The following is a 22,176-nucleotide window of genomic DNA, read 5'->3' as shown; positions in this document are numbered from 1 at the left end:
TCAGAGCTCCTTGCGAATCGCACCGAGGAGGGCCTCGGTCTTGCCGGCGGGCGCCGCCTGGGCGCCCAGCCGGTCCAGGGCCTCGCGATACACCACGACGTCGTCGCTCTTGTCCAGGTAGACAGCGCCCACCAGGCCGTTGAGGTAGACGATGTCGGGCAGTTCGCGGGCCCGGAACCGGAAGAGGTGGAACGCGCCCGCCCGCATGGCCGGGTGCGGGCCGTTCGCGAACCGCATGATCTGCAGGGTCACCTGCGGCAGCCGGTTCATCTCGATCAGATGGTCGACCTGCGCGCGCATCACGTCGGCGCCGCCGACCGGCCAGCGCAGCACCGTCTCGTCCATCACGACCCACACCCGCGGCGGCTCCCGGCGGGTCAGCAGCTCCTGGCGCCGCATCCGCAGGGCGACCCGGCGTTCGGTCGCCTCGGCCGGGGCGTGCGGATTGCCGGCGCCGAGCAGGGCGCGTGCGTAACTCTCCGTCTGCAGCAGGCCGTGGACGAACTGGTTCTCGTAGGCGCGGATCTGCAACGCCGCCTGCTCCAGGCTCAGATACGCCGCGAACCAGTCCGGCAGCACATCGCGATAGGTGTGCCACCAGCCGCGCTTGTTGGCCTCACGGACGGACTTCAGGAAGGTGTCGATCTCCTGCTGGTCCGTCACGCCGTAGACCTGGAGCAGCTTCTCGGCATCCGCCAGCCTGAGACGGGCCACCTTGGCGGCCTCCATCCGGCGGATCGTGGAGTGGCTGACCCCGAGGGCCGCGCCCGCCTGCTCGTACGTCAGGCCGGCCCGCGTCCGCAGCTCCTCCAGCTGTCTGCCGAGGATCATGCGCAGGACGGAAGGGGCGCCGCCCCAGTCGGTTTCGGTCACGCCTCACCCCCTCACGCCGTCAGCTCCCGGGGTCACCGTTTCACGCGTTCACGCTTGCATGGTCATTCGATCACTTCCTGGCGGAAGCAGCATGCACTTGACCCATTGCAATTTTCAACTTGCAGGTTGCGAGCGGTAGTTGGCGGGTGCCACAGTGGACTCACTGTCCTCGGCCAGCCGAAGAGAGTGACGGCTCGGTCCAGTTGGGGGAGACAGAGCCGCGACGACACCCGACGTCCGCACGGCACATGAAAGACGTACGGCGATGGCTCCGCCCTCCCTCCCCCACCCGCTGGACCAACTGCCCGAGGACAAGCTTCCCGGCCGACTGCCGGGGCGGACCGTCCGGCCGTCCGGCGCCGAGCCCTTCGCACGCCTGCCGGGTGCCGGGCTCACCCTCCGGCCTTCACAGACGCCGCACCCCCCACAGCCACCCGGAGGCGAGCAGCACCCTGGTCGACTCCCCGGGCCCTCGGGCCCCGACCGGCTCGCCTCCGGGGACCCCGCTCCCCGCCGGATTCACACGTTCGTCCTGCCGGCGGCACCGGAGTCGGCCGGCGTCGCCCGCAGAAGCGTGCGCGAGACGCTCACCGCATGGCACATCGGCACCGAGGCCCGCGACAACGCCCTCGTCGTGACCTCCGAGCTCGTCACCAACGCGGTCACGCACTCGGCGAGCGAGCGGATCGTGTGCCGACTGCACGCCACCGCAGGTCGCGTCCGTATCGAGGTCGAGGACCAGAACCGCGGGACCGGTCTCCCGGCACCCCGGCAACCGGGTCCCGACGACCAGAGCGGGCGTGGGCTCCTCCTGGTCGAGGCGCTGTGCGACGACTGGGGAGTCCGGGGCACCCCGCACCGCGACGGGCGCATCGTCTGGGCCGAGCTGACGACGGAACCGACGGATCCCGCCCCGGCCGCACCGGCGCCGACGGCGCTTCCCGCACGGTCCGTCCCCCACCCGGCCGAAGGACTCTTACCGCACGCTCCGACCGCACAGCCCTGACCTGCGACGGACCGAGCCCGCGTCCAGGGGCCGCACCGGTTCCCCATGACCACGCCTGCACCTAGACTGAACCCTCACGACATGCCGGTTGAGCTGCGAGAACGCGGCGGTGAGCCGAACCGACGGAGTGAGGAGCCCACCCGTTGTTCTACTACCTGCTCAAATACGTGCTTCTCGGACCGCTGCTCAGACTGGTCTTCCGGCCCCGGATCGAGGGACTGGAGCACGTGCCCTCGTCGGGTCCGGCCATCGTCGCCGGCAACCACCTGTCGTTCTCGGACCACTTCCTGATGCCCGCGATCCTCAAGCGCCGCATCACCTTCCTCGCCAAGGCCGAGTACTTCACCGGCCCGGGCGTCAGGGGCCGGCTCACCGCGTTCTTCTTCCGCAGCGCCGGGCAGATCCCGGTGGACCGTTCCGGCAAGGACGCGGGCCAGGCGGCGATCCGCGAGGGGCTCGGCGTGCTGCGCAAGGACGAGCTGCTCGGCATCTACCCGGAGGGCACCCGCTCGCACGACGGCCGCCTCTACAAGGGCAAGGTCGGTGTCGCGGTGATGGCCCTCAAGGCCGGGGTCCCGGTGATCCCCTGCGCGATGATCGGCACCTTCGAGGCCCAGCCGCCGGGCAAGGTCGTCCCGCGCATCCACCCCGTCGTGATCCGTTTCGGCGAGCCCCTCGACTTCTCCCGCTACGCCGGCATGGAGAACGAGAAGGCGATCCTGCGCGCCGTCACCGACGAGATCATGTACGCGATCCTGACGCTGTCCGGGCAGGAGTACGTCGACCGGTACGCGGCCGTGGTCAAGGCGGAGGAGGCCGCGGCCCGGGCGGAGCGAGAGCGCAGATTCCCGCGGATGCCGCTCGGTTGAGCTCTGCTGTGGGCCAAGTTCCCGTGCCTGCCGGGCCGTTCCGTCCTAGGGTCGCCTCATGAAACGTGCTGTGGTGATCGGAGCGACGGGCCAGATCGGGCGTCCGGCCGTGCGGGCGCTGGCGCGGGACGGCTGGGCGGTGACGGCCGCGTCGCGGGGCGGCGGCCGGGACGCGTCGTGGCCCGACGAGGTGCGGACCGTGCGGCTGGACCGGGAGGACGACGCGGCACTGGCCGCGGTGATCGGCGAGGACTGCGACCTGGTGGTCGACATCGTCGCGTTCGGGGACCGGCATGCACGGCAGTTGACCGCCATGGCGGGGCGGGTCGGCTCGGCGGTGGTGATCTCCAGTGTGTCGGTGTACGAGGACGACAAGGGCCGGAACTTCGACACACAGGCCGAACCGGACGGCTTCCCCGAGTACCCGGTGCCGCTGCCGGAGACCCAGCGCACGGTGACGCCCGGCGACACGTCGTACAGCACCCGCAAGGCGGCCCTGGAGCGTGAACTGCTCGCGGCCGGCAAGCAGTTGCCCACCACCCTGCTGCGCGCCGGCGCGGTGCACGGACCGCACTGCCGCACCCCCCGCGAGCTGTACTTCGTCAAGCGCAACCTGGACGGCCGCCGACGTCGTGTCATCGCCTACGGCGGTGAGAGCCGCTTCCACCCGGTGAGCGTGCACACCCTCGCCGAACTCATCCGCCTCGCCGCGGCACGACCCGCCTCCCGGGTGCTCAACGCCTGCGACGACGAGGCACCGACCGTCGCGGACATCGCCGCGGCGATCGACACCGTGATGGGCACGGAGACCGAGACGGTCCTGGTCGACGGTCCCCCGCCGGCTCCGACCGTGGGCGACAGCCCATGGTCGGTCCCGGTCCCGGTGGTGTGCGACATGTCGGCGGCCCAGCGGGAGTTGGGGTACCGCCCGGTGGTGCGGTACGCCGAGACGCTCCCGGAAACGGTCGAGTCGATCGAACGCCAACTGTCCGGGCGGGACTGGCGGGAGGCGTACCCGAAGATGGTGCAGGCGTACGGCGACCTCTTCGACTACGCGGCCGAGGACGCCTGGCTCGACCGGGTGTAGCGAAGGGGCGGCCGGCTGACCGCCGGCCGCCCCTCACCTCCTACGACTGCTGCTCACGGCTTGGGCGTGGCGTGCGGTGCGCAGGTCACGTCCTTCGTGTCCAGCCTGCCGGTGAGCAGGTAGGCGTCCACCCGGTCGTTGATGCACGGATTGACCAGGCCGGTGACGCCGTGGGAGCCCGCGTCCTTCTCCGTGATCAGGCGGGAGCCCTTGAAGCGCTGGTGCAGTTCGAGGGCGCCGCCGTACGGGGTGGCCGCGTCACGCTCGGCCTGCACGATCAGCACGGGCGGCAGGCCCTTGCCGGTCTTCACGTCCAGCGGGGTGTTCTGCCGGGCGGGCCAGGTGGCGCAGGGCAGGTTCATCCACGCGTTGGACCAGGTGAGGAAGGGATGGTCACGGTGCAGGCGGGTGTTGTCCTGATCCCACTTCTGCCAGCTGGTCGGCCACTTGGCGTCGGCGCACTCGACCGCCGTGTAGACGGCGTTGCCGTTCTCGGAGGCGGCGTTGCCCACGGTGTCCGCCAGGTCGGGGGCGGCCGCGTCGACGAGGGCCTGGGTGTCACCGGCGACGTACTTGCTGAACACCGTGGCGACCTGCACCCACGCGGAGTCGTAGTACGGGGCGCTCTGGAAGAAGCCGATCAGCTCGGCCGGGCCGACGACCCCGCCGATGGGATCCTTCTTGGCGGTGGCGCGCAGTTCGAGCCACTCCGCCTGGACCTCGGCACGGGTGTCGCCGAGGTGGAAGGTGGCGTCGTTCTTCGCGACCCAGTCCTGCCAGTCCTGCCAGCGCATCTCGAAGGCGACGTCCTGGTCCAGGTTGGCCTGGTACCAGATCTTCTCGCGGGACGGGTTGACGACGCTGTCGACGACCATGCGGCGCACGTGCCCGGGGAAGAGGGTGCCGTAGACCGCACCGAGGTACGTCCCGTAGGAGACGCCGAGGAAGTTGAGCTTCTTCTCGCCGAGCGCGGCGCGGATGACGTCCAGGTCGCGCGCGGTGTTCGGCGTCGTCATGTGCGGGAGCATCGCGCCGCTGCGCTCCTGGCAGCCCTCGGCGTACTCGCGGGCCAGCTTGCGCTGGGCGAGCTTGTCGGCCTCCGAGTCGGGCACCGGGTCCAGCTTGGGTGCCTTGACGAACTCCTGCGGGTCGACGCAGGAGATGGGCGCCGACTTGCCGACGCCGCGCGGGTCGAAGCCCACGAAGTCGTATGCCTTGGCCGTCTTCGCCCACAGGGGGCTGTTCGTGGTCACCCGGCGCGGGAAGCGCAGGCCGGAGCCTCCGGGTCCGCCCGGGTTGTAGACGAGGGCGCCCTGGCGCTCCTCCTCGGTGCCCGTGTTGCCGACCCGGTCGACGGCGATCCTGATCTGCTTGCCGTACGGCTTGGCGTAGTCGAGCGGCACCGTGACCCAGCCGCACTGGATGGGCTTCTCCAGCCCCCAGTCGGAGGGGCAGTCCTGCCAGTTCACCCCGGTCTGCGCGGCGCGGGCGGCGGCGATCGCGACGCCCCTGGCCTCGGGGTTCTGACCGTGACGGCTTTCGGCGCTCGCACTGGCCGTGGGCGCGGCGACGGCACCGGCTATCAGGGTCGCCGCGACGAGCACTCCGGCCGAACCGAGCGCCGCCGTCCGCCTCTTCGGTCTCTTGTCCCTCAAGTGGGGCCTCCCGTACGCCGTTTGGATGAGTACGGGTGATCCTGTCCGCTGTGAGGTTGCTGAGAACAGAGGCGACTGCGGTTCTTTGCCAATCCGATAACCGGAGAACGGCGTCCCGCTGAACGGAGAGCTACTCCAGGGAGGCCAACGCCTCGTCCAGCAGCCGGCGCAGCCGCAGCGCGTCCGGCGCGACGGCGGTCACCAGTGCGGCCGGCCCGGCGAGGGGTACGACCGCTGCCCCGTCGCCCAGCACCCGGGTCGGCACCGGCTGCTGCTCGAACTCCGGCCGGGCGACGACGAGTTGCCCGACGGCGCGGTGCCCCCCGAGTCCGGCGGGACCGTCCCAGCCGCCCGGTGCGCCCGGCCCGCAGGCCAGCTCCTGGTCGAGGACGACCCGCCCGGCGATCCGCAGGGAGAGACGGCTGGTGAGCCGCCCGGGTTCCTCACCCGCCCGCCCGAGCACTTGTTCCTCACGCAGGACCAGCGAAGCGGCCGGCCCGAGTTCGACGCGGGTGCGCACGTACAGGTCGCTGCCTCGCGCGGAGATCAACTGCTCGGGCAGCCAGTGCAGTTCGCCCCCGTCCGCCACGCTGAGCTGCACGTCGTACCGGGCCTCGCCCTTGGCCTGTCCGGGCAGCGCGATGGTGGCGGCGGCCGACCCGACCCGCAGCCGGGCTCCGTCCGCGACGTCGGCCGCCACGGTGAAGTGGTCACCGCCGAGCGGCCCGCTCATCGCGCCGACGAGCATGACGTATGCTTCCGGGCCACTCCCCCGCGTACGCCGCAGGGCGATCGGTCCCTCGCCCTCCAGCACGGGCAGGGACGTACCGCCGCGTCCGTCCTCGCGGGCGCTGATCCTCGCGGTGGCCCGCACACCGGTCACGGTCACGCCTTCCACGAGGCGAGCTGCGCTCGCACCCAGTCGGCGACGTCCCCCACCCCAGCCTCGGTCCTCAGCGACTGGAAGACGACCGGCAGTTCGGTCCGCTGCGCCTTGGCGTCCGCCGCCATCCGCCCGAGGTCGGAGCCGACGTACGGCGCGAGGTCGGTCTTGTTGACGACGAGCAGGTCGGCCGTGGTCACCCCGGGTCCGCCCTTGCGCGGAATGTCGTCACCGCCGGCCACGTCGATCACGAAGATCTGCGCGTCGACGAGCCCTTTGGAAAAGGTGGCGGTGAGATTGTCCCCACCGGACTCGACAAGGATCAGATCCAGCGGCCCGACCTCGTCCTCCAGGTCCTCGACCGCTTCGAGGTTGGCGGAGATGTCGTCCCGGATCGCGGTGTGCGGGCAGGCGCCCGTCTCCACGGCGGTGATCCGCTCGGGCGGCAACACGGCTTCGCGCAGCAGGAACTCGGCGTCCTCGCGCGTGTAGATGTCATTGGTGACGACAGCAAGCGACAACTCGTCCCGCAGGGCACGGCAGAGCGCCGCGACAGTGGCGGTCTTCCCGGAACCCACAGGTCCACCGAGACCGATACGGAGAGCGCGGCGCGACCCGTCGGGGCGGCGGGCATCGGCGCTGACGGCGGCGGGCCCGTCGTGGGAGTGGTCGAGGTGCATAAGGGCGGCTCCAGTTTTCAGCGCAGGCGACATCATCCAGCCCGTCCGGCGTTTGAGGACGAGGCCGTTCAGGCCGATACGGGGGTCTGGGGGCGGAGCCCCCAGGGAAGGGACGGGTAGGGGCGGCGGGGGTGAAAAACCCCTACGACGCGAACAGCCGTACAGCCCAAGCCGCATGCACCTCCGCCCCGATCTCCAACAGCGGAGCCGACCCCGCAGGCAGCGCATCGACCCCGTCGTCGACCACCCCCCGAGCCGCCTCCACCGCCCGATCCGCAACCCGGTCCATCTCGGGCGCCAGCCGAGCCAGCACCCCCGTAGCGTCGAACGGATCAAGACTCAACAACCGCACCGTCGCCGAAGCGGGCCCGCTCACACTCTCGTACGCCGCGCAGTACGCCGCATCGACAGCCCCCAACCCAGCCGCCCGCGCCGCCACCCCCAGCACCACCGGCTGATGCACTCCCTTGGGAAACTCCGCAGCAAGGGCGTCGAGTTCACCCGACGGCCAGGTCGCCCGCGCGGCCCGCATGAGCTGCCGTCCCAGCTTCCGAGCGGCGAGCCGAAGCGCCGGCGACGGCGTCCGCGCATCCGCCGCCATGTCCAGCTCCACCGGATCGACACCGAGCGCGGCCGCCGCGGCGAGGCCGGCCGACACCAGCCCCGCCGTATGCAACCGCCCCCGGCAGAAGTCCTCCAGGCTCGCGGCGCCCGTGATCCGCCCTGCCTTCACCGCGGCCTCGGCCCCACCGGAGTGCGCATGCCCTCCGGCGGGAAACCGGCCGTCGGCCAGAACGAGTAGCGCTGCCCTGGACATCAGAAGAGGAAGTACCGCTGAGCCATGGGCAGTTCGGCGGCCGGAGTGGCCTCGACAAGCTCCCCGTCGATGTGCACGGCGAAGCTGTCGGGGTCGACCCGCACCTCGGGCCGCGCATCGTTCTCGCGCATGTCGGCCTTGGTCACCCCGCGGGTCGACTCGATGGCCACGAACCGCTTCCCGAGCCCGAGCCGGTCGGGCAGCCCGTCCTCGAGGGCGAGCGGCGCCACGAAGTTGAACGAGTTCGAGGCCGGCGCCCGTCCGATCGCCCCGTACATCGGCCGCGGCAGGATCGGCTGCGGTGTCGGGATGGAGGCGTTGGCGTCGCCCATCTGCGCGTACGCGATCTGCCCGCCCTTGATGACCAGCTGCGGCTTGACGCCGAAGAACGCCGGCTCCCACAGCACCAGGTCGGCGAGCTTGCCGGTCTCCACGGAGCCGACCTCGTGGGCGAGGCCCTGGGCGATCGCCGGGTTGATCGTGTACTTGGCGACATAGCGACGTACGCGACGGTTGTCGGCCCGGCCGTCGCCGGGGAGCGCACCCCGCCGCCGCTTCATCACATGCGCCGTCTGCCAGGTCCGCATGATCACCTCGCCGACCCGGCCCATGGCCTGGGAGTCGGAGGAGATGATCGAGATGGCGCCCAGGTCGTGCAGGATGTCCTCGGCGCCGATGGTCGACGGCCGGATGCGGGACTCGGCGAAGGCGAGGTCCTCCGGCACCGCGGGGTTCAGGTGGTGGCACACCATCAGCATGTCGAGGTGTTCCTCGGCGGTGTTGACGGTGAAGGGCCGCGTCGGGTTCGTCGAACTCGGCAGCACATGCGGCTGGGAGACGACCGTCATGATGTCCGGTGCGTGCCCGCCGCCCGCGCCCTCCGTGTGGTACGCGTGAATCCCCCGGCCGGCGATCGCTGCAAGGGTGTCGCCGACGAATCCGGCCTCGTTGAGGGTGTCGGTGTGGATGGCGACCTGGATGCCGGTCTGCTCGGCGACGGTCAGCGAGGCGTCGATGACGGCCGGGGTGGAGCCCCAGTCCTCGTGCAGCTTCAGGCCCAGTGCGCCGCCGCGGATCTGGGACAGCATCGCCTCGTGCGAGACGGTGTTGCCCTTGCCGAGGAAGCCGATGTTGAGCGGGTACTGCTCCATCGCCTCCAGCATCCGGGCCAGGTGCCAGGGGCCGGGAGTCACGGTGGTCGCCTTGGAGCCCTCGGCCGGTCCGGTGCCGCCGCCGACGAGGGTGGTGATGCCCGCGGACAGCGCCTCGTCGGCGATCTGCGGGCAGATGAAGTGGACGTGCGCATCGATGGCACCGGCGGTGAGGATCCGTCCGTTGCCGGCGATGACCTCGGTCTCCGGGCCGATCACCAGGTCCGGGTGCACCCCGTCCATGGTGTCCGGGTTGCCCGCCTTGCCGATGCCGGTGATCCGGCCGTCGCGGATGCCGATGTCGGCCTTGACGATCCCCCAGTGGTCGACGATCACGGCACCGGTGATGACGGTGTCCGGCGTGCCGTCCGCGCGCGTGGCGCGCGACTGTCCCATGGACTCGCGGATGACCTTGCCGCCGCCGAACACGGCCTCGTCACCGGCGAGACCGGGCCCGCCGCTGCGGTCCTCCTCGATCTCGACGATCAGGTCGGTGTCGGCCAGCCGGATGCGGTCACTGGTGGTCGGGCCGAACAGGTCGGCGTACGCGGCACGCGAGATCTCAGGCATCGAGGGCACCTCCGGTCTCCCCGCGCAGTCCGGGCACGACACGGGCGCCGGTGAGCGGGACGAGTTCGACGTCGACGGGGATCCCGGGCTCGAAGCGCACGGCGGTGCCGGCGGCGACGTTCAGCCGCTTGCCGCGCGCCGCGGCGCGGTCGAACTCCAGGCCGGGGTTGGCCTCGGCGAAGTGGTAGTGGGAACCGACCTGGACGGGCCGGTCGGCGGCGTTGAGGACGGTCAGTCGGGTGACCTCGCGGCCCTCGTTGTAGGCAATCGGCCCGTCGGCGAAGAGGATCTCTCCGGGAATCATCGAGGCCCTCTCAGACGATCGGGTCGTGGACGGTGACGAGCTTGGTGCCGTCCGGGAAGGTCGCCTCGACCTGGACGTCGTGGATCATCTCGGGGACGCCTTCCATGACGTCGTCCCGGGTGAGCAGCTTGCGCCCGGAGGCCATGAGTTCGGCGACGGTACGGCCGTCCCGCGCGCCTTCGAGGAGATGCGACGTGATGAGGGCGACCGCCTCGGGGTGGTTCAGCTTCAGCCCCCGGGCCCGGCGCTTCTCGGCCACGTCGGCGGCCACGTGGATCAGCAGCCTCTCTTGCTCGTGCGGGGTCAGTTGCACGTCCCACCTCACATCCTCGCTCCGGGCCGTGCGGGGCCCGGTTGCCGCGGCCACCGGGAAAAGTCCCTGGTGGCGTGGATGGGCAGGCTAATCGCGGCGAGTTTCCGACACGTTAAACCGGCTGTGCGTCCCGTCCGCCGACCGCGCTGGGCCCGCCCACACTCATCAGGGCCCGCAGCCCGTCGCGCAGCGTGTCCTCCGAGACGTCGCCGAAGAGGACCATCTGCACGGCGAAGCCCTGCACGACGGCGATCATCACGCGCGCCATGGCGCGGGCGTCGACGTCCTCGGGGACGAGTCCGGCGTCCCGGTAGCGCTCGACGACCTGCCTCCAGGCCTCCTCGACCCTGCCGAAGCCCGGCGTCAGCACCGCCCCCAGCTTCTCGTTGCGCAGGGTCTCGGTCCACACCTGGATCATCAGGCGGGGGAACATCCACTCGCCGTCGACCGTGAGGGGCCGCAGCTCCCGCATGCGCTCCAGCACCCTGAGAACCAGCACGTCCGGCAGGGGCGGCGGGCTCTCCGTGGTCGCCCCCTTGAAGATGTCGCCCAGGGTGGACAGCACCTCGGTGACGATCGCCTCGATCAGCTCCTCCTTGCCGCTGAAGTAGCGGTACACGGCCCCCGCGGAGAGATCGACCGCCTTCAGCACGTCCTGCATCGACGTGGCATGGAACCCGTTGCGGGCGAAGCAGAGGGCGGCGCCGTCGAGGATCTGCCGGCGGCGGGCGTCGAGGTGTTCCTGCGATACGCGGGCCATGCCCCAAATCTAAAACGAACATTCCTTCTTGACAAGCGACACCGATGGACGCACGGTGGAGAACAGCCAAAACGAACGATCCTTCTTTTTAGTCATCCCATCCGAGGGGGATCCCATGTCCACGCCAGCCCACACCCACACCCGCCGGCTGATCGCGACCGTCGTCCTCGTCCCGCTCCTCGCGACACTCGCCCTGTGGGCCTTCGCCTGGCCCGCCGCTCGCACCGCTCCGCGCGATCTGCCGCTCGGCGTGGCGGGACCGGCCGCCGCCACGGCCCAGGTCGAACAGCAGCTGACCCGGCAGGAGGGCGCGTTCGAGATTCACCGCTACGCCGACGAGGCCGCCGCCCGGGAGGCCATCGAGGACCGGACGGTGTACGGCGCGGTCGTCGTCACCGACCGGGGCCCCGAACTGCTGACCGCGTCGGCCGCGAGCCCGGCGGTCGCCCAACTGCTTCAGCAGGCGGTGGCCGAGCGGGCGTCCGCCGACGGGACCGGGGTCAGGACGGTCGACGTGGTGGCCGCTCCCGCGAACGACCCCCGCGGCGCGGCCCTGAACGCGAGCGCGCTGCCGCTGACGCTGGCTGGGATCGCAGCGGGCGCGGCGGTGACCATGGCCGGGCTGCGCGGTGTGCGGGCCGCGGCCGCCCTCCTCGGCACCTCCGCGCTCGTCGGGGTGGCGGCAGCCGCGATCGCGCACAGCTGGCTGGAGGTACTGACCGGCAACTGGTGGGCGGAGGCCGCCGTACTCGGGCTGTCCACGCTGGCCGTGAGCGGCGCCGTCGCCGGGCTCGCCGCACTCCTGGGCCTCGCCGGCGTGGGCATCGTCTCGGCCGTGGTGATGCTGTTCGGCAACCCGTTCTCGGCCGCGGGCTCGGCGCCGGAGATGCTGCCCGAACCGGCCGGGACGATCGGCCAGTGGCTGCCGCCCGGCGCAGGGACGTCCCTGCTGCGCTCGGTGTCGTACTTCGACGGCGCGGCTGCCGTCGGGCCTGCCCTGACGCTGACCTGGTGGGCCGCACTGGGCCTGGGCGCCGTACTGCTGGGCAGCGCCCTGAAGACCGCCCGCGTGAAGAGCGGCGAGCCCGCCGCCCACCGGGAACCGGCGCTCTCCGACTGAGCAGCCGGCCGACCGCGGTCAAGACCGTGCGCCCCCACTGCAGCGGACGGGGACGCACGGTCTCTTTCGTTTCCCGGTCCCCGTTACGAGGGATTCGGCCCCCGGTGCTCCGCCACGATGCCGAAGCGCTGATGTTCGCGGGGAGCGGACGCGACCTCGCGGACGCCGGAAACCGAGGTGACCACCTGCTCCTCCGCGGACTCCTGAGCTGCCTCGAGCGCATCGAGTCGTTCCAGGTCGGCGGCGGAGACCAGGGCGACGAGGGGTTTGCCGTGCCGTGTCACGACGACGCGCTCGCCGCCGTACACCACCCGGTTGATCAGGTCGGCGAGCTCAGCCCTGGCTTGCGTCACCGGAATCTCGTAGGCCATGCCCCCATTCTAACGTCACGTACATCCTGTACATTTTTTACAGACGGCTCCGCCGGAGCCGGCTTCCGCCGCGAGGAGGGGTTCGCCATGACCCGACCGTCCGCCCGTCACGTCCTGCCCGAGTTCACCGAACGCACGAGCTACGGGCACAAGACGATGGATCCGTACTCGAAGCTGCTGGAGGAACGGATCGTCTTCCTCGGGACGCCGATCGACGACACGTCGGCGAACGATGTGATGGCGCAGTTCATGCACCTCGAGTACCAGGACCCGGACCGGGACATCTCGCTGTACATCAACTCCCCCGGCGGCTCGTTCAGCGCCATGTCGGCCGTGTACGACACGATGCAGTACGTGGGCTGCGACGTGGAGACGATCTGCCTCGGGCAGGCCGGATCGTCCGCCGCGGTCCTGCTGGCCGCCGGCACCCCGGGCAAGCGATACGCGCTGCCCGGCGCCCGGGTGGCGATCCGTCAGCCGAGCCTGCCCGAGCCGATCGAGGGACAGGCCAGCGATCTCGCCATCCAGGCCGAGGAGTTGGCCCACGTCCGGGCCCGCTTGGAGGAGATGCTCGTACGGCACACGGGGCGGACTCCGGAGCAGGTGGGCGTGGACATCGAGCGGGACAAGATTCTCACCGCGCAGGAGGCGCTGGAGTACGGCCTGATCGACCGGATCATCCCCAGCCGCAGGGCCTCGCGCACCGCCCCCGGCGCACGGTGAGCCGCGGATGCTGCCTCCGGAACTCCCGCCGCTGCCTGCCCTGACCCGCGCCGAGGGCGAGGTGATCGACCGTTACCTGGACGTGGTGGACCTGCTCGGCCGGATCAATCCGGCCCACGAAGGGGACACCTACCGTGGACTGCGCGCCGCCCAGGCGCTGGTGCGCAAGGCCGTCGAACTGCGCGACGCGCTCGCACTGATGCACCAGCGGGGCGAGACCGAGCTGCACGCCCCGACACTCGCGCGGGCGCTGCGCGTCCTGGACGGTGAACGCCGCACGGCGCGGGTCATCGTTCCACCGCGCTCCGACAGTTGACGCACCGCCAGTCGGCCCGGCTCGTCAGCCCTCATGACGCCGTGTCCGGGCCGGAGTTGAAACGGACCAAAAGGTGTACCCCCGCTCGGAGTATCCGAGCATATTTTTTGGAACCGCTGCACTTGCGCAACAGGCATGCCTCCGGGGCGGAATAGAGCATTCCAGTGCTGGTCCGGGGCTCGCAGTGCCCTTGACAGCCGCTCGAACAGCAGGCTGTCCACCCGAACGGGTGAGTGGTGAGTAACAACACAAACCCCCGGTTCCATTGGGATTTTCGGACATTCGTGAGTCAAGATCCGTGACGACGACAAGACCCCGCCGCAGCGGCGGGGCGATCCGGGCGGACGCCGAGTCCTGCCGCCGCCCGGATGACGGGTCGACAGGAGTGGATCGGCAGGAGTGGAGGACCCACGCAAGACGGGTCGCCGGAGCGCAAGTTCCGCGCAGCCCTTGGGGTGAAGCCGCGATGACGCGGCCGGGCCACTTCGCCAGCCCGAATCCGACAGGTCATCCTTCACAGGCGGCTGACGAAGGGTTGCGCATGACAACGCTCAATCGTGTCCCGTCGCTCATGGCCCGGGCCGGTACGGCCTCGGCCCTCACCCTGGCCGCGGTGGGCGGCTCCGTCGTGGTTCCGGGTGTCGCCTCCGAGGCGGCTGCCGCCTCGCCCGCGGCCAAGGCGCTGCAGATCGCGGCGTCGAAGAAGGGCTCCCCGTACGCGTGGGGCGCCACCGGGCCGCGCAGGTTCGACTGCTCCGGGCTCACGCTGTACTCGTACAAGAAGGCCGGCAAGAAGCTGCCTCGTACGGCCGCCCAGCAGTACAACAAGACCCGCCACATCTCGGCCAAGAACCGCAAGGCCGGCGACCTCGTGTTCTTCCACTCGGGGTCCAGCGTCTACCACGTCGGTATCTACGCCGGAAAGGGGAAGATCTGGCACGCCCCGAAGACCGGGGACGTGGTCAGGTTGCAGAAGATCTGGACGAGGAGCGTCTGGTACGGCCGGGTCTCCTGACCTGACCCCTGGGGCGCGGTGGTGGCGGCGCCCTGACGCACCGCCACCGCCCCGTCCGTCCCCGGCCCGCCCTGCACCTGGAACAGGGCCGGGAGCCCCTGCGCCGTCCGTGACGCCCTCCGGGCACGGGCGGCGCACTGCACTGCCTGGTGGACGCGCCCTACGGCTCCTGCGGCGCCGCCGCCGGCACCGGCCGCGAGGGGACGGTCCACGGCAGTTCGATGGAGACCGTCTTGCCGCCCTCGCGGGTGGGACGCACCCGCAGCCGGCCCCCGCACTCGTTGGTCAGCCAGCGGATGATGACCATGCCGCGGCCGTTGTCCTGCTGGACGGCGGCCGGCAGCCGCTTGGGGAAGCGCGGGTGGCTGTCGGTCACTCCGATGCGCAGTTGTTCGTCGCGGTCGAGTTCGATGTCCACCGTAAAGGTGGGTGACTGGCCGAAGGTGTGCTGTACGGCGTTGGTGGCGAGTTCGGAGACGATGAGCCGGATGGTGTCGGCCACCTCACTGTCCGGCGCCAGGCCCCACTCCGCGAGGGTGCTGACCACATAGCCGCGAGCCGCGGAGACCGAGGCTGGATCGCTCGGCAGAGTGACGGATGCTTCCAGATGGTCTGCCATGGCGAGGTCGTCCCTTTCCCACGGGACCGCAGTCCGACACGGAGCGGATGGTTCGAGTACGGTCCCGGACTGGTGCTTCGTCGCCAGACTGCCACTACCGCGCCGGTCACGGTGGCGATCCACCAAGATATGCATATATCTGTCGCTCGAAGCGGTGAACTCTGCGACGGCAGACCGTATTTGGGCGGCTCAGAAGGAGTAAGGAGTTTCCCATGCAGCACGGTCCCGCGGTGCGCCGTCGGAAACTTGGTGCCGAATTGCGCACACTGCGCAGCCGCGCCGGCCTCACGAGCGGCGAGGCGGCCCGGCTCGTGGGCTGGCACCAGTCGAAGGTGAGCCGGATCGAGACCGGCGCGAGCGGGGTGAAACCGGCCGACGTGCGGTTACTCCTGGATGCCTACCGGGTGACCGACTCTCAACTCCGCGAGGTGCTCCTGACATTGGCGGACTCCGGCGGCGGCTATGGCCGGGACCACTGGTGGCACGCCTACCGTGGGGTGCTGCCGCCCACCTACCGGGACTTCATCAGCCTGGAGTCCCAAGCGAGCGCGATGCGCACACTGGAGACCTCCGTCGTCCCCGGGCTGCTCCAGACACCCGAGTACGCGCGTGCGGTGACCCGGGCCGCGGTGGAGGGACTGGACGAGGACCGGCTCGACGCCCTGGTGGAGGTACGCCTGGCCCGGCAGGACGTGCTGCGTTCGCAGCCGCCCCTGGCGCTGAGCGCCGTACTGGACGAGGCGGTGCTGCGCCGCGAGGTCGGCGGACCGGATGTCATGGCCCGGCAGCTGGCGCGGCTGGTGGAGGCGGCCCGGCTGCCCCAAGTGCGGCTCCAGGTGTTGCCCTTCGCGGCCGGAGCCCACATCGGCATCACCGGGCCTTTCGTTGTCTTCTCATTTCCGAGCACTTCTGATCTGGATGTGGTTGTTCTCGACCACTTGACGAGTAGCCTCTACCTCGAACGGAAAGAAGACGTAGAGGCCTACACCGAGGCCTTCAACGTCCTTCAGTTCCATGCCCTTTCGCCCGAGGACTCGTTGGATTACATCGCCGGGATAGGTGACGGCGCGTAAGGAGGCACCATGACCGCACTGCCTCGGAACGTACCTTCCAGCACTCGACTGCTCGGTGTGCACTGGCTGCGCAGCAGCTACAGCACCGGAGCGAACAACTGTGTGGAGACGGCCCGGCCGGACCACGGCCCAGGGGCCGGACTGCTCGCCGTGCGCGACTCCAAGGACCCGGCCGGACCCGCGCTGCTCTTCTCTCCCGAGAGCTGGGCGGGATTCACGGCCTCGTTCCGGTGAGGCGCACCGATCCCTGACCACCCCCGACCAGCGTCACCTCCTGATCGAATCTGATCAGGTCCGCATCGCGTGATGCACGGCCGTGGTACGCCGACTCATGGTCGCGTTTCGCCGATCACACGTACAGCGCGTTCGACCTGGTCCCCGGAGAGGTCCGCGCGGGCCGTCAGCCGCAGCCGGGAGATGCCGTCGGGCACGGAAGGAGGCCTGAAGCAGCCCACGGCGAGCCCCGCGGCGCGGCAGTCGGCCGCCCAACGCAAGGCCCCCTCCGGGGACGGCGCGCGCACGGAGACGACCGCGGCGTCCGGGCGTACCGCCTCCAGACCCATGCCCGTCAACCGGGCGTGCAGTTCGCCCGCCACCGCGCGCACCCGCGCCGCCCGCTCGGGTTCGCGGCGCAGCAGTCTCAGCGCCGCCAGGGCCGCGCCCGTGGCCGCGGGGGCGAGGCCGGTGTCGAAGATGAAGGTCCTGGCCGCGTTGACCAGGTGGTCGATCACCCGGGCGGGGCCGAGCACGGCGCCGCCCTGACTACCGAGCGACTTGGACAGCGTCACCGTCACGACGACATCGTCGGCGCCCGCGAGCCCCGCCGCGTACGGGGCGCCCCGGCCGCCGTCACCGAGCACACCGAGGCCGTGGGCGTCGTCGACGACCAGCCCGGCGCCGTGTGTGCGGCATGCCTCGGCCAGTGCGGCGAGCGGTGCGGCGTCGCCGTCGACCGAGAAGACCGTGTCGGACACGGCGACGGCCGGCCCCTCGTGTGTCTGCAGCGCCTTGCGCACCGCGTCCGGATCGGCGTGCGCGACGACCTGTGTCGTGCCGCGGGCCAGCCGGCAGCCGTCGATCAGCGAGGCGTGGTTGCCGGCGTCGGAGACGATCAGGGAGCCGTGGGGCGCGAGTGCGGTGACCGCGGCGAGGTTGGCCGCGTACCCGGAGGAGAAGACCAGGGCCGCTTCGAAGCCGCAGAAGTCGGCCAGCTCGCGTTCGAGTTCGCCGTGCAGCTCGGTGGTGCCGGTGACGAGTCGGGAGCCGGTGGCGCCGCCGCCCCAGGTGCGCGCGGCCCGCGCGGCGCCCTCGGTGACCTCGGGGTGGCGGGCCAGCCCCAGGTAGTCGTTGCTCGCCAGGTCCAGCAGCGGCGTGTCGGCGGAGCGGGGGCGCAGGGTCCGTACGAGTCCGGCGCGGCGGCGCAGCTCCGCCTGCTCGTCGATCCAGCCGAACGCCATGAGCCCTCCGGGACTTTTGTAGGTAATGCACAGACCCTAGCGGGACGCAACGCAGCTCAGTGTGTGGCAATACCCACACGACGAACTGCCAGAGCTGTGCGAACTCTCCTTGGCCGGAGGTGGTGCCTTAGGACAGGATCGGCTCTCATGGACCTGCTGAACACGCTCGTGGACAAGGGGCTTCGGCGTGAGTTGCCGACCCGCGAGGAAGCACTGGCCGTCCTCGCCACTTCCGACGACGACCTGCTCGATGTGGTGGCCGCGGCCGGCAAGGTGCGCCGGCACTGGTTCGGCCGACGGGTGAAACTCAACTACCTCGTCAACCTCAAGTCGGGCCTGTGTCCCGAGGACTGCTCCTACTGCTCCCAGCGGCTCGGGTCGAAGGCCGACATCCTCAAGTACACCTGGCTCAAGCCCGACGAGGCCTCGCAGGCCGCGGCCGCGGGGCTCGCCGGAGGTGCCAAGCGAGTCTGTCTGGTGGCCAGCGGACGGGGCCCGACCGACCGTGACGTCGACCGGGTCTCCGAGACCATCAAGGCGATCAAGGACCAGAACGAGGACGTCGAGGTGTGCGCCTGCCTCGGTCTGCTCTCCGACGGCCAGGCCGAGCGGCTGCGCGCGGCCGGCGCGGACGCGTACAACCACAACCTCAACACCTCCGAAGGAACGTACGCGGACATCACGACGACGCACACGTACGCCGACCGGGTGGACACGGTCCAGAAGGCGCACGCGGCCGGGCTGTCGGCGTGTTCCGGTCTGATCGCCGGAATGGGCGAGAGCGACGCGGACCTCGTCGACGTGGTGTTCTCGCTGCGCGAGCTGGACCCGGACTCGGTGCCGGTCAACTTCCTGATCCCGTTCGAGGGCACTCCGCTCGCCAAGGAGTGGCACCTCACCCCGCAACGGTGCCTGCGCATCCTGGCGATGGTCCGGTTCGTCTGCCCGGACGTCGAGGTGCGCATCGCCGGTGGCCGCGAGGTGCACCTGCGCACCATGCAGCCGCTGGCCCTGCATCTGGCCAACTCCATCTTCCTCGGCGACTACCTCACCAGCGAGGGCCAGGCGGGCAAGGCCGACCTGGAGATGATCGCGGATGCCGGGTTCGAGGTGGAGGGCACGGACGAGGTGACGCTGCCGGAGCACCGGGCGACCGGCGGCTGCGCCTCGACGTGCGGCTCGGCGTCGGCGCCGGCGGCCGAGACGGCCCCCGAGGCGCGCACCGACCTGGTGGCCGTGCGCCGCAGAGGAGCCGGAACGGACCTCGCGCCCAATGCCTGAGCTGACCGTGTCCGAGCTGCTGGACCTCGACCGGCGGCACGTCTGGCATCCGTACGGGCCGATGCCGGGCCGGCAGGAACCGCTCGTCGTCGAGGCGGCGAGCGGGGTGCGGCTGAGGTTGGCGGACGGCTCGGGTGAGCTGGTCGACGGCATGTCGTCCTGGTGGTCGGCGATCCACGGCTACCGCCACCCGGTGCTCGACGAGGCCGCGCGTGAACAGCTCGGCCGGATGAGCCATGTGATGTTCGGCGGGCTCACGCACGAGCCCGCCGTACGCCTGGCAAAGCTCCTTGTCGACATGTCGCCCGACGGTCTGGAGCATGTCTTCCTCGCCGACTCCGGCTCGGTGTCGGTCGAGGTCGCGGTCAAGATGTGTCTGCAGTACTGGCGTTCGCTCGGCCGCCCGGGCAAGCAGCGCCTGCTGACCTGGCGCGGCGGCTACCACGGCGACACGTGGCAGCCGATGTCGGTGTGCGACCCCGAGGGCGGAATGCACGAGCTGTGGACCGGGGTGCTGCCCCGTCAGGTGTTCGCGGACGCGCCCCCGACGGAGTACGAGGAGTCGTACGCCGACCATCTGCGCGCGATGATCGAACGGCACGCCGACGAACTGGCCGCGGTGATCGTCGAGCCGGTGGTGCAGGGCGCGGGCGGGATGCGTTTCCACTCCCCCGCGTATCTGCGGGTGCTGCGCGAGGCGTGCGACGCGCACGACGTGCTGCTGGTGTTCGACGAGATCGCGACCGGCTTCGGGCGTACGGGCGCGCTGTTCGCGGCGGAGCACGCGGCTCTCGCGCCGGACGTGATGTGCGTGGGCAAGGCGCTGACCGGCGGCTACCTGACGATGGCGGCGACGCTGTGCTCCTCGCGGGTGGCCGACGGCATCTCGCGGGGTGAGGTGCCGGTGCTCGCGCACGGGCCGACGTTCATGGGCAATCCGCTGGCCGCGGCCGTGGCTTGCGCCTCCATCGAGCTGCTGCTCGGCCAGGACTGGTCGGCGGAGGTCAAGCGGATCGAGACGGGGCTGCGGGAGGGGCTGGCTCCGGCCGCGGACCTTCCGGGTGTGCGGGACGTCCGAGTCCTCGGCGCCATCGGCGTCGTCCAGCTCGACCACGCAATCGACATGGCCGCGGCGACGAGGGCGGCGGTGCGCGAGGGCGTGTGGCTGCGGCCGTTCCGCGATCTGGTGTACACGATGCCGCCGTACGTCACGAACGACGCGGACGTGGCGCGGATCGGGCGCGCGGTGTGCGCCGCGGCGCGGGAGGGATGACATGCCGGTTCTGGTGATCACGGGTACGGGCACGGAGGTCGGCAAGACGGTCACGACGGCCGCGGTCGCCGCCGCCGCACGGGCGGCCGGGCGTTCGGTGGCCGTGCTCAAGGCCGCGCAGACCGGCGTGCGGCCGGACGAGCGCGGGGACGCCGACGAGGTCGCGCGGCTCGCCGGTACCGTCACGGCGGCCGAACTCGCCCGGTATCCCGAGCCGTTGGCGCCGGGCACCGCCGCGCGGCGGGCCGGGCGGGCGCCGGTGCACCCGCAGGAGATCGCCGAAGCGGCGGCCAAGCTGGCCACCGAGCACGATCTGGTGCTGGTCGAGGGTGCCGGCGGGCTGCTCGTACGGTTCGACGCGGCGGGCGGGACCCTCGCCGACGCGGCCGGGCTGCTCGCCGCGCCGGTGCTGGTCGTGGTGTCCGCGGGACTGGGCACGCTGAACACCACCGAGCTGACGGCACGTGAAGTACGGTCCCGGCGGCTCGACCTGGCCGGAGTCGTCATCGGCAGCTGGCCCGGCGAGCCCGACCTCGCCGCCCGGTGCAACCTCGCGGATCTGCCGGAGGTGGCCGGGGCCCCGCTCCTCGGCGCCGTGCCCGCCGGCGCCGGGGCGCTGGCTCCGGCCACCTTCCGTGCGGCGGCGCCGGACTGGCTCGCGCCGCGGCTGGACGGGACGTGGGACGCGGAGGCGTTCCGGGTGCGTCAGGCGCCTGCGCCGCACCGTTAGGAGTCTGGCACCCAAGAGGTCGGCCGGTCCGCTCGGGCCCGCCGACCTCTTTCGTTGCGCCGCGGTGGCCGTTCGTCCGGCCCGAGCACCTGCACCGGCTGACCCGGTTGGTGACCGACGCCGCACAGGGCCGGGAACGCGCGCACCGGGACGAGGAGCCGGTGAACCCGTTCCACTGGGCGGCGGTCAAGCTGAACCGTTCAGCCCTTGGGCCGCTCTCGCTCTACGTGTCGGCCGAGCTGGTGGACCGGGCGAGTGGTGCCGGGACCTGAGCGACCGGCGGCGCCGCCGCGGGCGCGCGAGTCGTGCCCCGGCCCACCGCGAGGCTGACGCGGAGCGCTCCCGCCCAGACAAGCGCCGATCCGAGCAGATGCAGGACGACCGCGACCGCGGGCAGACCGGTCAGCGCCTGGAACAGACCGACGAGGCCCTGTGCGAGGAAGACGGCGAGGAACACCCCGGTGCGTCGGCGGGCCGGGGTGCCGCCGGGCAGGGCGGTGAACAGCAGGCCACCCAGGACAAGGCACACTCCCGCGAGCAGGCCGTGCACGACGGTTGCGCCGACCCAGTCGAACGGCATCCGGTCCACTTCGGAGGAGTCGCCCGCGTGCGGCCCCGAGCCGGTGACCGACGTGCCCACCACAAGCAGCAGGGCCGTCGACACCAGCAGGGCACGGGCCAGGACGGCACAGCGCCGCGGCAGGACCGTCGGGGCGGGCACGTCGTGGTCCGCATCGCGCAGCCGTTCCCACGTGACCACCGCAGCGGTCAGGAGCAAAGTGGCCGCGAGGAAGTGCGCGGCGACGATGTACGGGCTCAGCCGCATCCACACGGTGATTCCGCCGACGACGGCGTTGAGCACGATGACCCGGAACTGTGCCCACGCCCCGCGCAGCACCGGCCGAGAGGGTTCGCGCTGCAGCCGGGCGGCGATGATGAGCCAGCCGACCACCGCGCACAGCCCACCGGTGAGGAGGCGGTTGCCGAACTCGATCGCGCCGTGCAGTCCCATCTCCGCGGTGGGAGCGAGGCTGTCGCCGGAGCACGCGGGCCACTCGGGGCAGCCGAGCCCGGAGCCGGTGACCCGGACCACGCCGCCGGTGACGATGATCCCGATGGCGGCGACCACGGACGCCACGGCGGCCATGCGTACACTGCGCGGCCCCCAGGTGTATCGGCCGGCTAACCAGGACAGCGGTGTCTGCGCCATGACTCCTCGATGACGGTGTG

Annotated in this window: 25 protein-coding genes and 1 riboswitch; of the genes, 12 read left to right on the top strand and 13 right to left on the bottom strand. The window is 71.2% G+C overall.

What is annotated here, in order from left to right:
* Positions 1–831, bottom strand: a complete 831-nt coding sequence (locus tag ACFVJQ_RS08170; protein ID WP_385509081.1) for a helix-turn-helix domain-containing protein — start codon at positions 829–831, stop codon at positions 1–3.
* 307 nt (positions 832–1,138) lie between these two features.
* Between ACFVJQ_RS08170 and ACFVJQ_RS08165 the strand changes: the two genes are divergently transcribed.
* From ACFVJQ_RS08165 to ACFVJQ_RS08155, 3 genes are all read left to right on the top strand, one after another.
* A complete protein-coding gene (locus ACFVJQ_RS08165; protein ID WP_385508995.1) occupies positions 1,139–1,879 on the top strand; it encodes an ATP-binding protein in 741 nt (246 codons plus the stop codon).
* A 143-nt stretch (positions 1,880–2,022) separates the two neighbouring features.
* Positions 2,023–2,748 carry a lysophospholipid acyltransferase family protein gene (locus ACFVJQ_RS08160; RefSeq protein WP_385508996.1) on the top strand — a complete coding sequence of 242 codons (726 nt, stop codon included), beginning with the start codon at positions 2,023–2,025 and terminating at the stop codon, positions 2,746–2,748.
* 58 nt (positions 2,749–2,806) lie between these two features.
* Positions 2,807–3,835 (top strand): NAD-dependent epimerase/dehydratase family protein, encoded by a 1,029-nt coding sequence (locus ACFVJQ_RS08155; RefSeq protein ID WP_385781840.1) that lies wholly within the window; start codon positions 2,807–2,809, stop codon positions 3,833–3,835.
* A gap of 53 nt (positions 3,836–3,888) precedes the next feature.
* Here ACFVJQ_RS08155 and ACFVJQ_RS08150 read toward each other — a convergent pair whose 3' ends face one another.
* From ACFVJQ_RS08150 to ACFVJQ_RS08115, 8 genes are all read right to left on the bottom strand, one after another.
* Positions 3,889–5,490: an alpha/beta hydrolase gene (locus ACFVJQ_RS08150; protein WP_385781837.1), complete on the bottom strand. Its 1,602-nt coding sequence runs from the start codon at positions 5,488–5,490 to the stop codon at positions 3,889–3,891.
* Between the two features lie 130 nt (positions 5,491–5,620).
* Positions 5,621–6,388 (bottom strand): urease accessory protein UreD, encoded by a 768-nt coding sequence (locus tag ACFVJQ_RS08145; RefSeq protein WP_385781834.1) that lies wholly within the window; start codon positions 6,386–6,388, stop codon positions 5,621–5,623.
* The gene (gene ureG / locus ACFVJQ_RS08140) at positions 6,376–7,053 is read right to left on the bottom strand and encodes an urease accessory protein UreG (RefSeq protein ID WP_385509000.1); all 678 of its coding nucleotides are present in this window, start codon (positions 7,051–7,053) and stop codon (positions 6,376–6,378) included. Before ureG ends, ACFVJQ_RS08145 begins: the two co-directional genes overlap by 13 nt.
* Positions 7,054–7,195: 142 nt before the next feature.
* Positions 7,196–7,870, bottom strand: coding sequence for an urease accessory protein UreF (locus ACFVJQ_RS08135; protein WP_385509001.1), 675 nt, complete (start codon positions 7,868–7,870; stop codon positions 7,196–7,198).
* Positions 7,870–9,591, bottom strand: coding sequence for an urease subunit alpha (locus ACFVJQ_RS08130; RefSeq protein WP_385781831.1), 1,722 nt, complete (start codon positions 9,589–9,591; stop codon positions 7,870–7,872). Before ACFVJQ_RS08130 ends, ACFVJQ_RS08135 begins: the two co-directional genes overlap by 1 nt.
* Positions 9,584–9,895, bottom strand: a complete 312-nt coding sequence (locus ACFVJQ_RS08125) for an urease subunit beta (RefSeq protein ID WP_190050893.1) — start codon at positions 9,893–9,895, stop codon at positions 9,584–9,586. The genes ACFVJQ_RS08130 and ACFVJQ_RS08125 overlap by 8 nt, the downstream gene beginning before the upstream one ends.
* A gap of 10 nt (positions 9,896–9,905) precedes the next feature.
* On the bottom strand, positions 9,906–10,208 hold the full coding sequence (locus tag ACFVJQ_RS08120) for an urease subunit gamma (RefSeq protein ID WP_224738826.1): 303 nt from the start codon (positions 10,206–10,208) through the stop codon (positions 9,906–9,908).
* A gap of 112 nt (positions 10,209–10,320) precedes the next feature.
* Positions 10,321–10,968, bottom strand: a complete 648-nt coding sequence (locus ACFVJQ_RS08115) for a TetR/AcrR family transcriptional regulator (RefSeq protein WP_385781827.1) — start codon at positions 10,966–10,968, stop codon at positions 10,321–10,323.
* Positions 10,969–11,083: 115 nt separating this feature from the next.
* On the opposite strand from ACFVJQ_RS08115, the gene ACFVJQ_RS08110 reads away from it, so the two are divergent.
* Positions 11,084–12,088: an ABC transporter permease gene (locus ACFVJQ_RS08110; protein ID WP_385509005.1), complete on the top strand. Its 1,005-nt coding sequence runs from the start codon at positions 11,084–11,086 to the stop codon at positions 12,086–12,088.
* Between the two features lie 83 nt (positions 12,089–12,171).
* On the opposite strand, the gene ACFVJQ_RS08105 is transcribed toward ACFVJQ_RS08110, so the two are convergent.
* Positions 12,172–12,459, bottom strand: a complete 288-nt coding sequence (locus tag ACFVJQ_RS08105) for a type II toxin-antitoxin system Phd/YefM family antitoxin (protein WP_385509006.1) — start codon at positions 12,457–12,459, stop codon at positions 12,172–12,174.
* Positions 12,460–12,546: 87 nt separating this feature from the next.
* On the opposite strand from ACFVJQ_RS08105, the gene ACFVJQ_RS08100 reads away from it, so the two are divergent.
* The 3 genes from ACFVJQ_RS08100 to ACFVJQ_RS08090 all read left to right on the top strand — a co-directional run bounded on the left by ACFVJQ_RS08100 (position 12,547) and on the right by ACFVJQ_RS08090 (position 14,513).
* On the top strand, positions 12,547–13,182 hold the full coding sequence (locus ACFVJQ_RS08100; RefSeq protein ID WP_385781822.1) for an ATP-dependent Clp protease proteolytic subunit: 636 nt from the start codon (positions 12,547–12,549) through the stop codon (positions 13,180–13,182).
* A gap of 7 nt (positions 13,183–13,189) precedes the next feature.
* Positions 13,190–13,498, top strand: a complete 309-nt coding sequence (locus ACFVJQ_RS08095) for a hypothetical protein (protein ID WP_385509008.1) — start codon at positions 13,190–13,192, stop codon at positions 13,496–13,498.
* Positions 13,499–13,833: 335 nt separating this feature from the next.
* Positions 13,834–14,036: riboswitch (cyclic di-AMP (ydaO/yuaA leader) on the top strand.
* 3 nt (positions 14,037–14,039) lie between these two features.
* Positions 14,040–14,513, top strand: coding sequence for a C40 family peptidase (locus ACFVJQ_RS08090; RefSeq protein ID WP_385509009.1), 474 nt, complete (start codon positions 14,040–14,042; stop codon positions 14,511–14,513).
* Between the two features lie 160 nt (positions 14,514–14,673).
* On the opposite strand, the gene ACFVJQ_RS08085 is transcribed toward ACFVJQ_RS08090, so the two are convergent.
* Positions 14,674–15,132 (bottom strand): ATP-binding protein, encoded by a 459-nt coding sequence (locus ACFVJQ_RS08085; RefSeq protein WP_385509011.1) that lies wholly within the window; start codon positions 15,130–15,132, stop codon positions 14,674–14,676.
* A gap of 212 nt (positions 15,133–15,344) precedes the next feature.
* On the opposite strand from ACFVJQ_RS08085, the gene ACFVJQ_RS08080 reads away from it, so the two are divergent.
* Positions 15,345–16,205 carry a helix-turn-helix domain-containing protein gene (locus tag ACFVJQ_RS08080; RefSeq protein ID WP_385509012.1) on the top strand — a complete coding sequence of 287 codons (861 nt, stop codon included), beginning with the start codon at positions 15,345–15,347 and terminating at the stop codon, positions 16,203–16,205.
* A gap of 9 nt (positions 16,206–16,214) precedes the next feature.
* Positions 16,215–16,439 (top strand): DUF397 domain-containing protein, encoded by a 225-nt coding sequence (locus tag ACFVJQ_RS08075; RefSeq protein WP_385509014.1) that lies wholly within the window; start codon positions 16,215–16,217, stop codon positions 16,437–16,439.
* A 95-nt stretch (positions 16,440–16,534) separates the two neighbouring features.
* On the opposite strand, the gene ACFVJQ_RS08070 is transcribed toward ACFVJQ_RS08075, so the two are convergent.
* The gene (locus ACFVJQ_RS08070; protein ID WP_385781818.1) at positions 16,535–17,662 is read right to left on the bottom strand and encodes an 8-amino-7-oxononanoate synthase; all 1,128 of its coding nucleotides are present in this window, start codon (positions 17,660–17,662) and stop codon (positions 16,535–16,537) included.
* Positions 17,663–17,809: 147 nt separating this feature from the next.
* Between ACFVJQ_RS08070 and bioB the strand changes: the two genes are divergently transcribed.
* From bioB to bioD, 3 genes are read left to right on the top strand one after another with little or no spacing between them, the layout of a single operon-like run.
* A complete protein-coding gene (gene bioB / locus ACFVJQ_RS08065; protein WP_385781815.1) occupies positions 17,810–18,943 on the top strand; it encodes a biotin synthase BioB in 1,134 nt (377 codons plus the stop codon).
* Positions 18,936–20,216 carry an adenosylmethionine--8-amino-7-oxononanoate transaminase gene (locus ACFVJQ_RS08060; RefSeq protein WP_385509017.1) on the top strand — a complete coding sequence of 427 codons (1,281 nt, stop codon included), beginning with the start codon at positions 18,936–18,938 and terminating at the stop codon, positions 20,214–20,216. Before bioB ends, ACFVJQ_RS08060 begins: the two co-directional genes overlap by 8 nt.
* A 1-nt stretch (position 20,217) precedes the next feature.
* Positions 20,218–20,946, top strand: a complete 729-nt coding sequence (gene bioD, locus ACFVJQ_RS08055) for a dethiobiotin synthase (RefSeq protein ID WP_385509018.1) — start codon at positions 20,218–20,220, stop codon at positions 20,944–20,946.
* Between the two features lie 223 nt (positions 20,947–21,169).
* Here bioD and ACFVJQ_RS08050 read toward each other — a convergent pair whose 3' ends face one another.
* Positions 21,170–22,093, bottom strand: a complete 924-nt coding sequence (locus ACFVJQ_RS08050; RefSeq protein WP_385781812.1) for a heme A synthase — start codon at positions 22,091–22,093, stop codon at positions 21,170–21,172.
* Positions 22,094–22,176: the final 83 nt, after the last annotated feature.

Origin of the sequence: Streptomyces sp. NPDC127197, from assembly GCF_042672405.1 — a bacterium.
Classification (GTDB): Bacteria; Actinomycetota; Actinomycetes; order Streptomycetales; family Streptomycetaceae; genus Streptomyces; species Streptomyces flavusporus.
The sequence above is the reverse complement of the archived record's forward strand: the minus strand, read 5'-3'. Positions and strand labels throughout refer to the sequence as shown.

What these genes read in the sequence shown, in the direction of transcription:
- ACFVJQ_RS08170 (WP_385509081.1), bottom strand. Translation starts at nt 831, where the DNA reads ATGATCCTCGGCAGACAGCTGGAGGAGCTGCGGACGCGGGCCGGCCTG.
- ACFVJQ_RS08165 (WP_385508995.1), top strand. Translation starts at nt 1,139, where the DNA reads ATGGCTCCGCCCTCCCTCCCCCACCCGCTGGACCAACTGCCCGAGGAC.
- ACFVJQ_RS08155 (WP_385781840.1), top strand. Translation starts at nt 2,807, where the DNA reads ATGAAACGTGCTGTGGTGATCGGAGCGACGGGCCAGATCGGGCGTCCG.
- ureG (WP_385509000.1), bottom strand. Translation starts at nt 7,053, where the DNA reads ATGCACCTCGACCACTCCCACGACGGGCCCGCCGCCGTCAGCGCCGAT.
- ACFVJQ_RS08135 (WP_385509001.1), bottom strand. Translation starts at nt 7,870, where the DNA reads ATGTCCAGGGCAGCGCTACTCGTTCTGGCCGACGGCCGGTTTCCCGCC.
- ACFVJQ_RS08130 (WP_385781831.1), bottom strand. Translation starts at nt 9,591, where the DNA reads ATGCCTGAGATCTCGCGTGCCGCGTACGCCGACCTGTTCGGCCCGACC.
- ACFVJQ_RS08125 (WP_190050893.1), bottom strand. Translation starts at nt 9,895, where the DNA reads ATGATTCCCGGAGAGATCCTCTTCGCCGACGGGCCGATTGCCTACAAC.
- ACFVJQ_RS08115 (WP_385781827.1), bottom strand. Translation starts at nt 10,968, where the DNA reads ATGGCCCGCGTATCGCAGGAACACCTCGACGCCCGCCGCCGGCAGATC.
- ACFVJQ_RS08110 (WP_385509005.1), top strand. Translation starts at nt 11,084, where the DNA reads ATGTCCACGCCAGCCCACACCCACACCCGCCGGCTGATCGCGACCGTC.
- ACFVJQ_RS08105 (WP_385509006.1), bottom strand. Translation starts at nt 12,459, where the DNA reads ATGGCCTACGAGATTCCGGTGACGCAAGCCAGGGCTGAGCTCGCCGAC.
- ACFVJQ_RS08100 (WP_385781822.1), top strand. Translation starts at nt 12,547, where the DNA reads ATGACCCGACCGTCCGCCCGTCACGTCCTGCCCGAGTTCACCGAACGC.
- ACFVJQ_RS08095 (WP_385509008.1), top strand. Translation starts at nt 13,190, where the DNA reads ATGCTGCCTCCGGAACTCCCGCCGCTGCCTGCCCTGACCCGCGCCGAG.
- ACFVJQ_RS08090 (WP_385509009.1), top strand. Translation starts at nt 14,040, where the DNA reads ATGACAACGCTCAATCGTGTCCCGTCGCTCATGGCCCGGGCCGGTACG.
- ACFVJQ_RS08085 (WP_385509011.1), bottom strand. Translation starts at nt 15,132, where the DNA reads ATGGCAGACCATCTGGAAGCATCCGTCACTCTGCCGAGCGATCCAGCC.
- ACFVJQ_RS08080 (WP_385509012.1), top strand. Translation starts at nt 15,345, where the DNA reads ATGCAGCACGGTCCCGCGGTGCGCCGTCGGAAACTTGGTGCCGAATTG.
- ACFVJQ_RS08075 (WP_385509014.1), top strand. Translation starts at nt 16,215, where the DNA reads ATGACCGCACTGCCTCGGAACGTACCTTCCAGCACTCGACTGCTCGGT.
- ACFVJQ_RS08070 (WP_385781818.1), bottom strand. Translation starts at nt 17,662, where the DNA reads ATGGCGTTCGGCTGGATCGACGAGCAGGCGGAGCTGCGCCGCCGCGCC.
- bioB (WP_385781815.1), top strand. Translation starts at nt 17,810, where the DNA reads ATGGACCTGCTGAACACGCTCGTGGACAAGGGGCTTCGGCGTGAGTTG.
- ACFVJQ_RS08060 (WP_385509017.1), top strand. Translation starts at nt 18,936, where the DNA reads ATGCCTGAGCTGACCGTGTCCGAGCTGCTGGACCTCGACCGGCGGCAC.
- bioD (WP_385509018.1), top strand. Translation starts at nt 20,218, where the DNA reads ATGCCGGTTCTGGTGATCACGGGTACGGGCACGGAGGTCGGCAAGACG.
- ACFVJQ_RS08050 (WP_385781812.1), bottom strand. Translation starts at nt 22,093, where the DNA reads ATGGCCGCCGTGGCGTCCGTGGTCGCCGCCATCGGGATCATCGTCACC.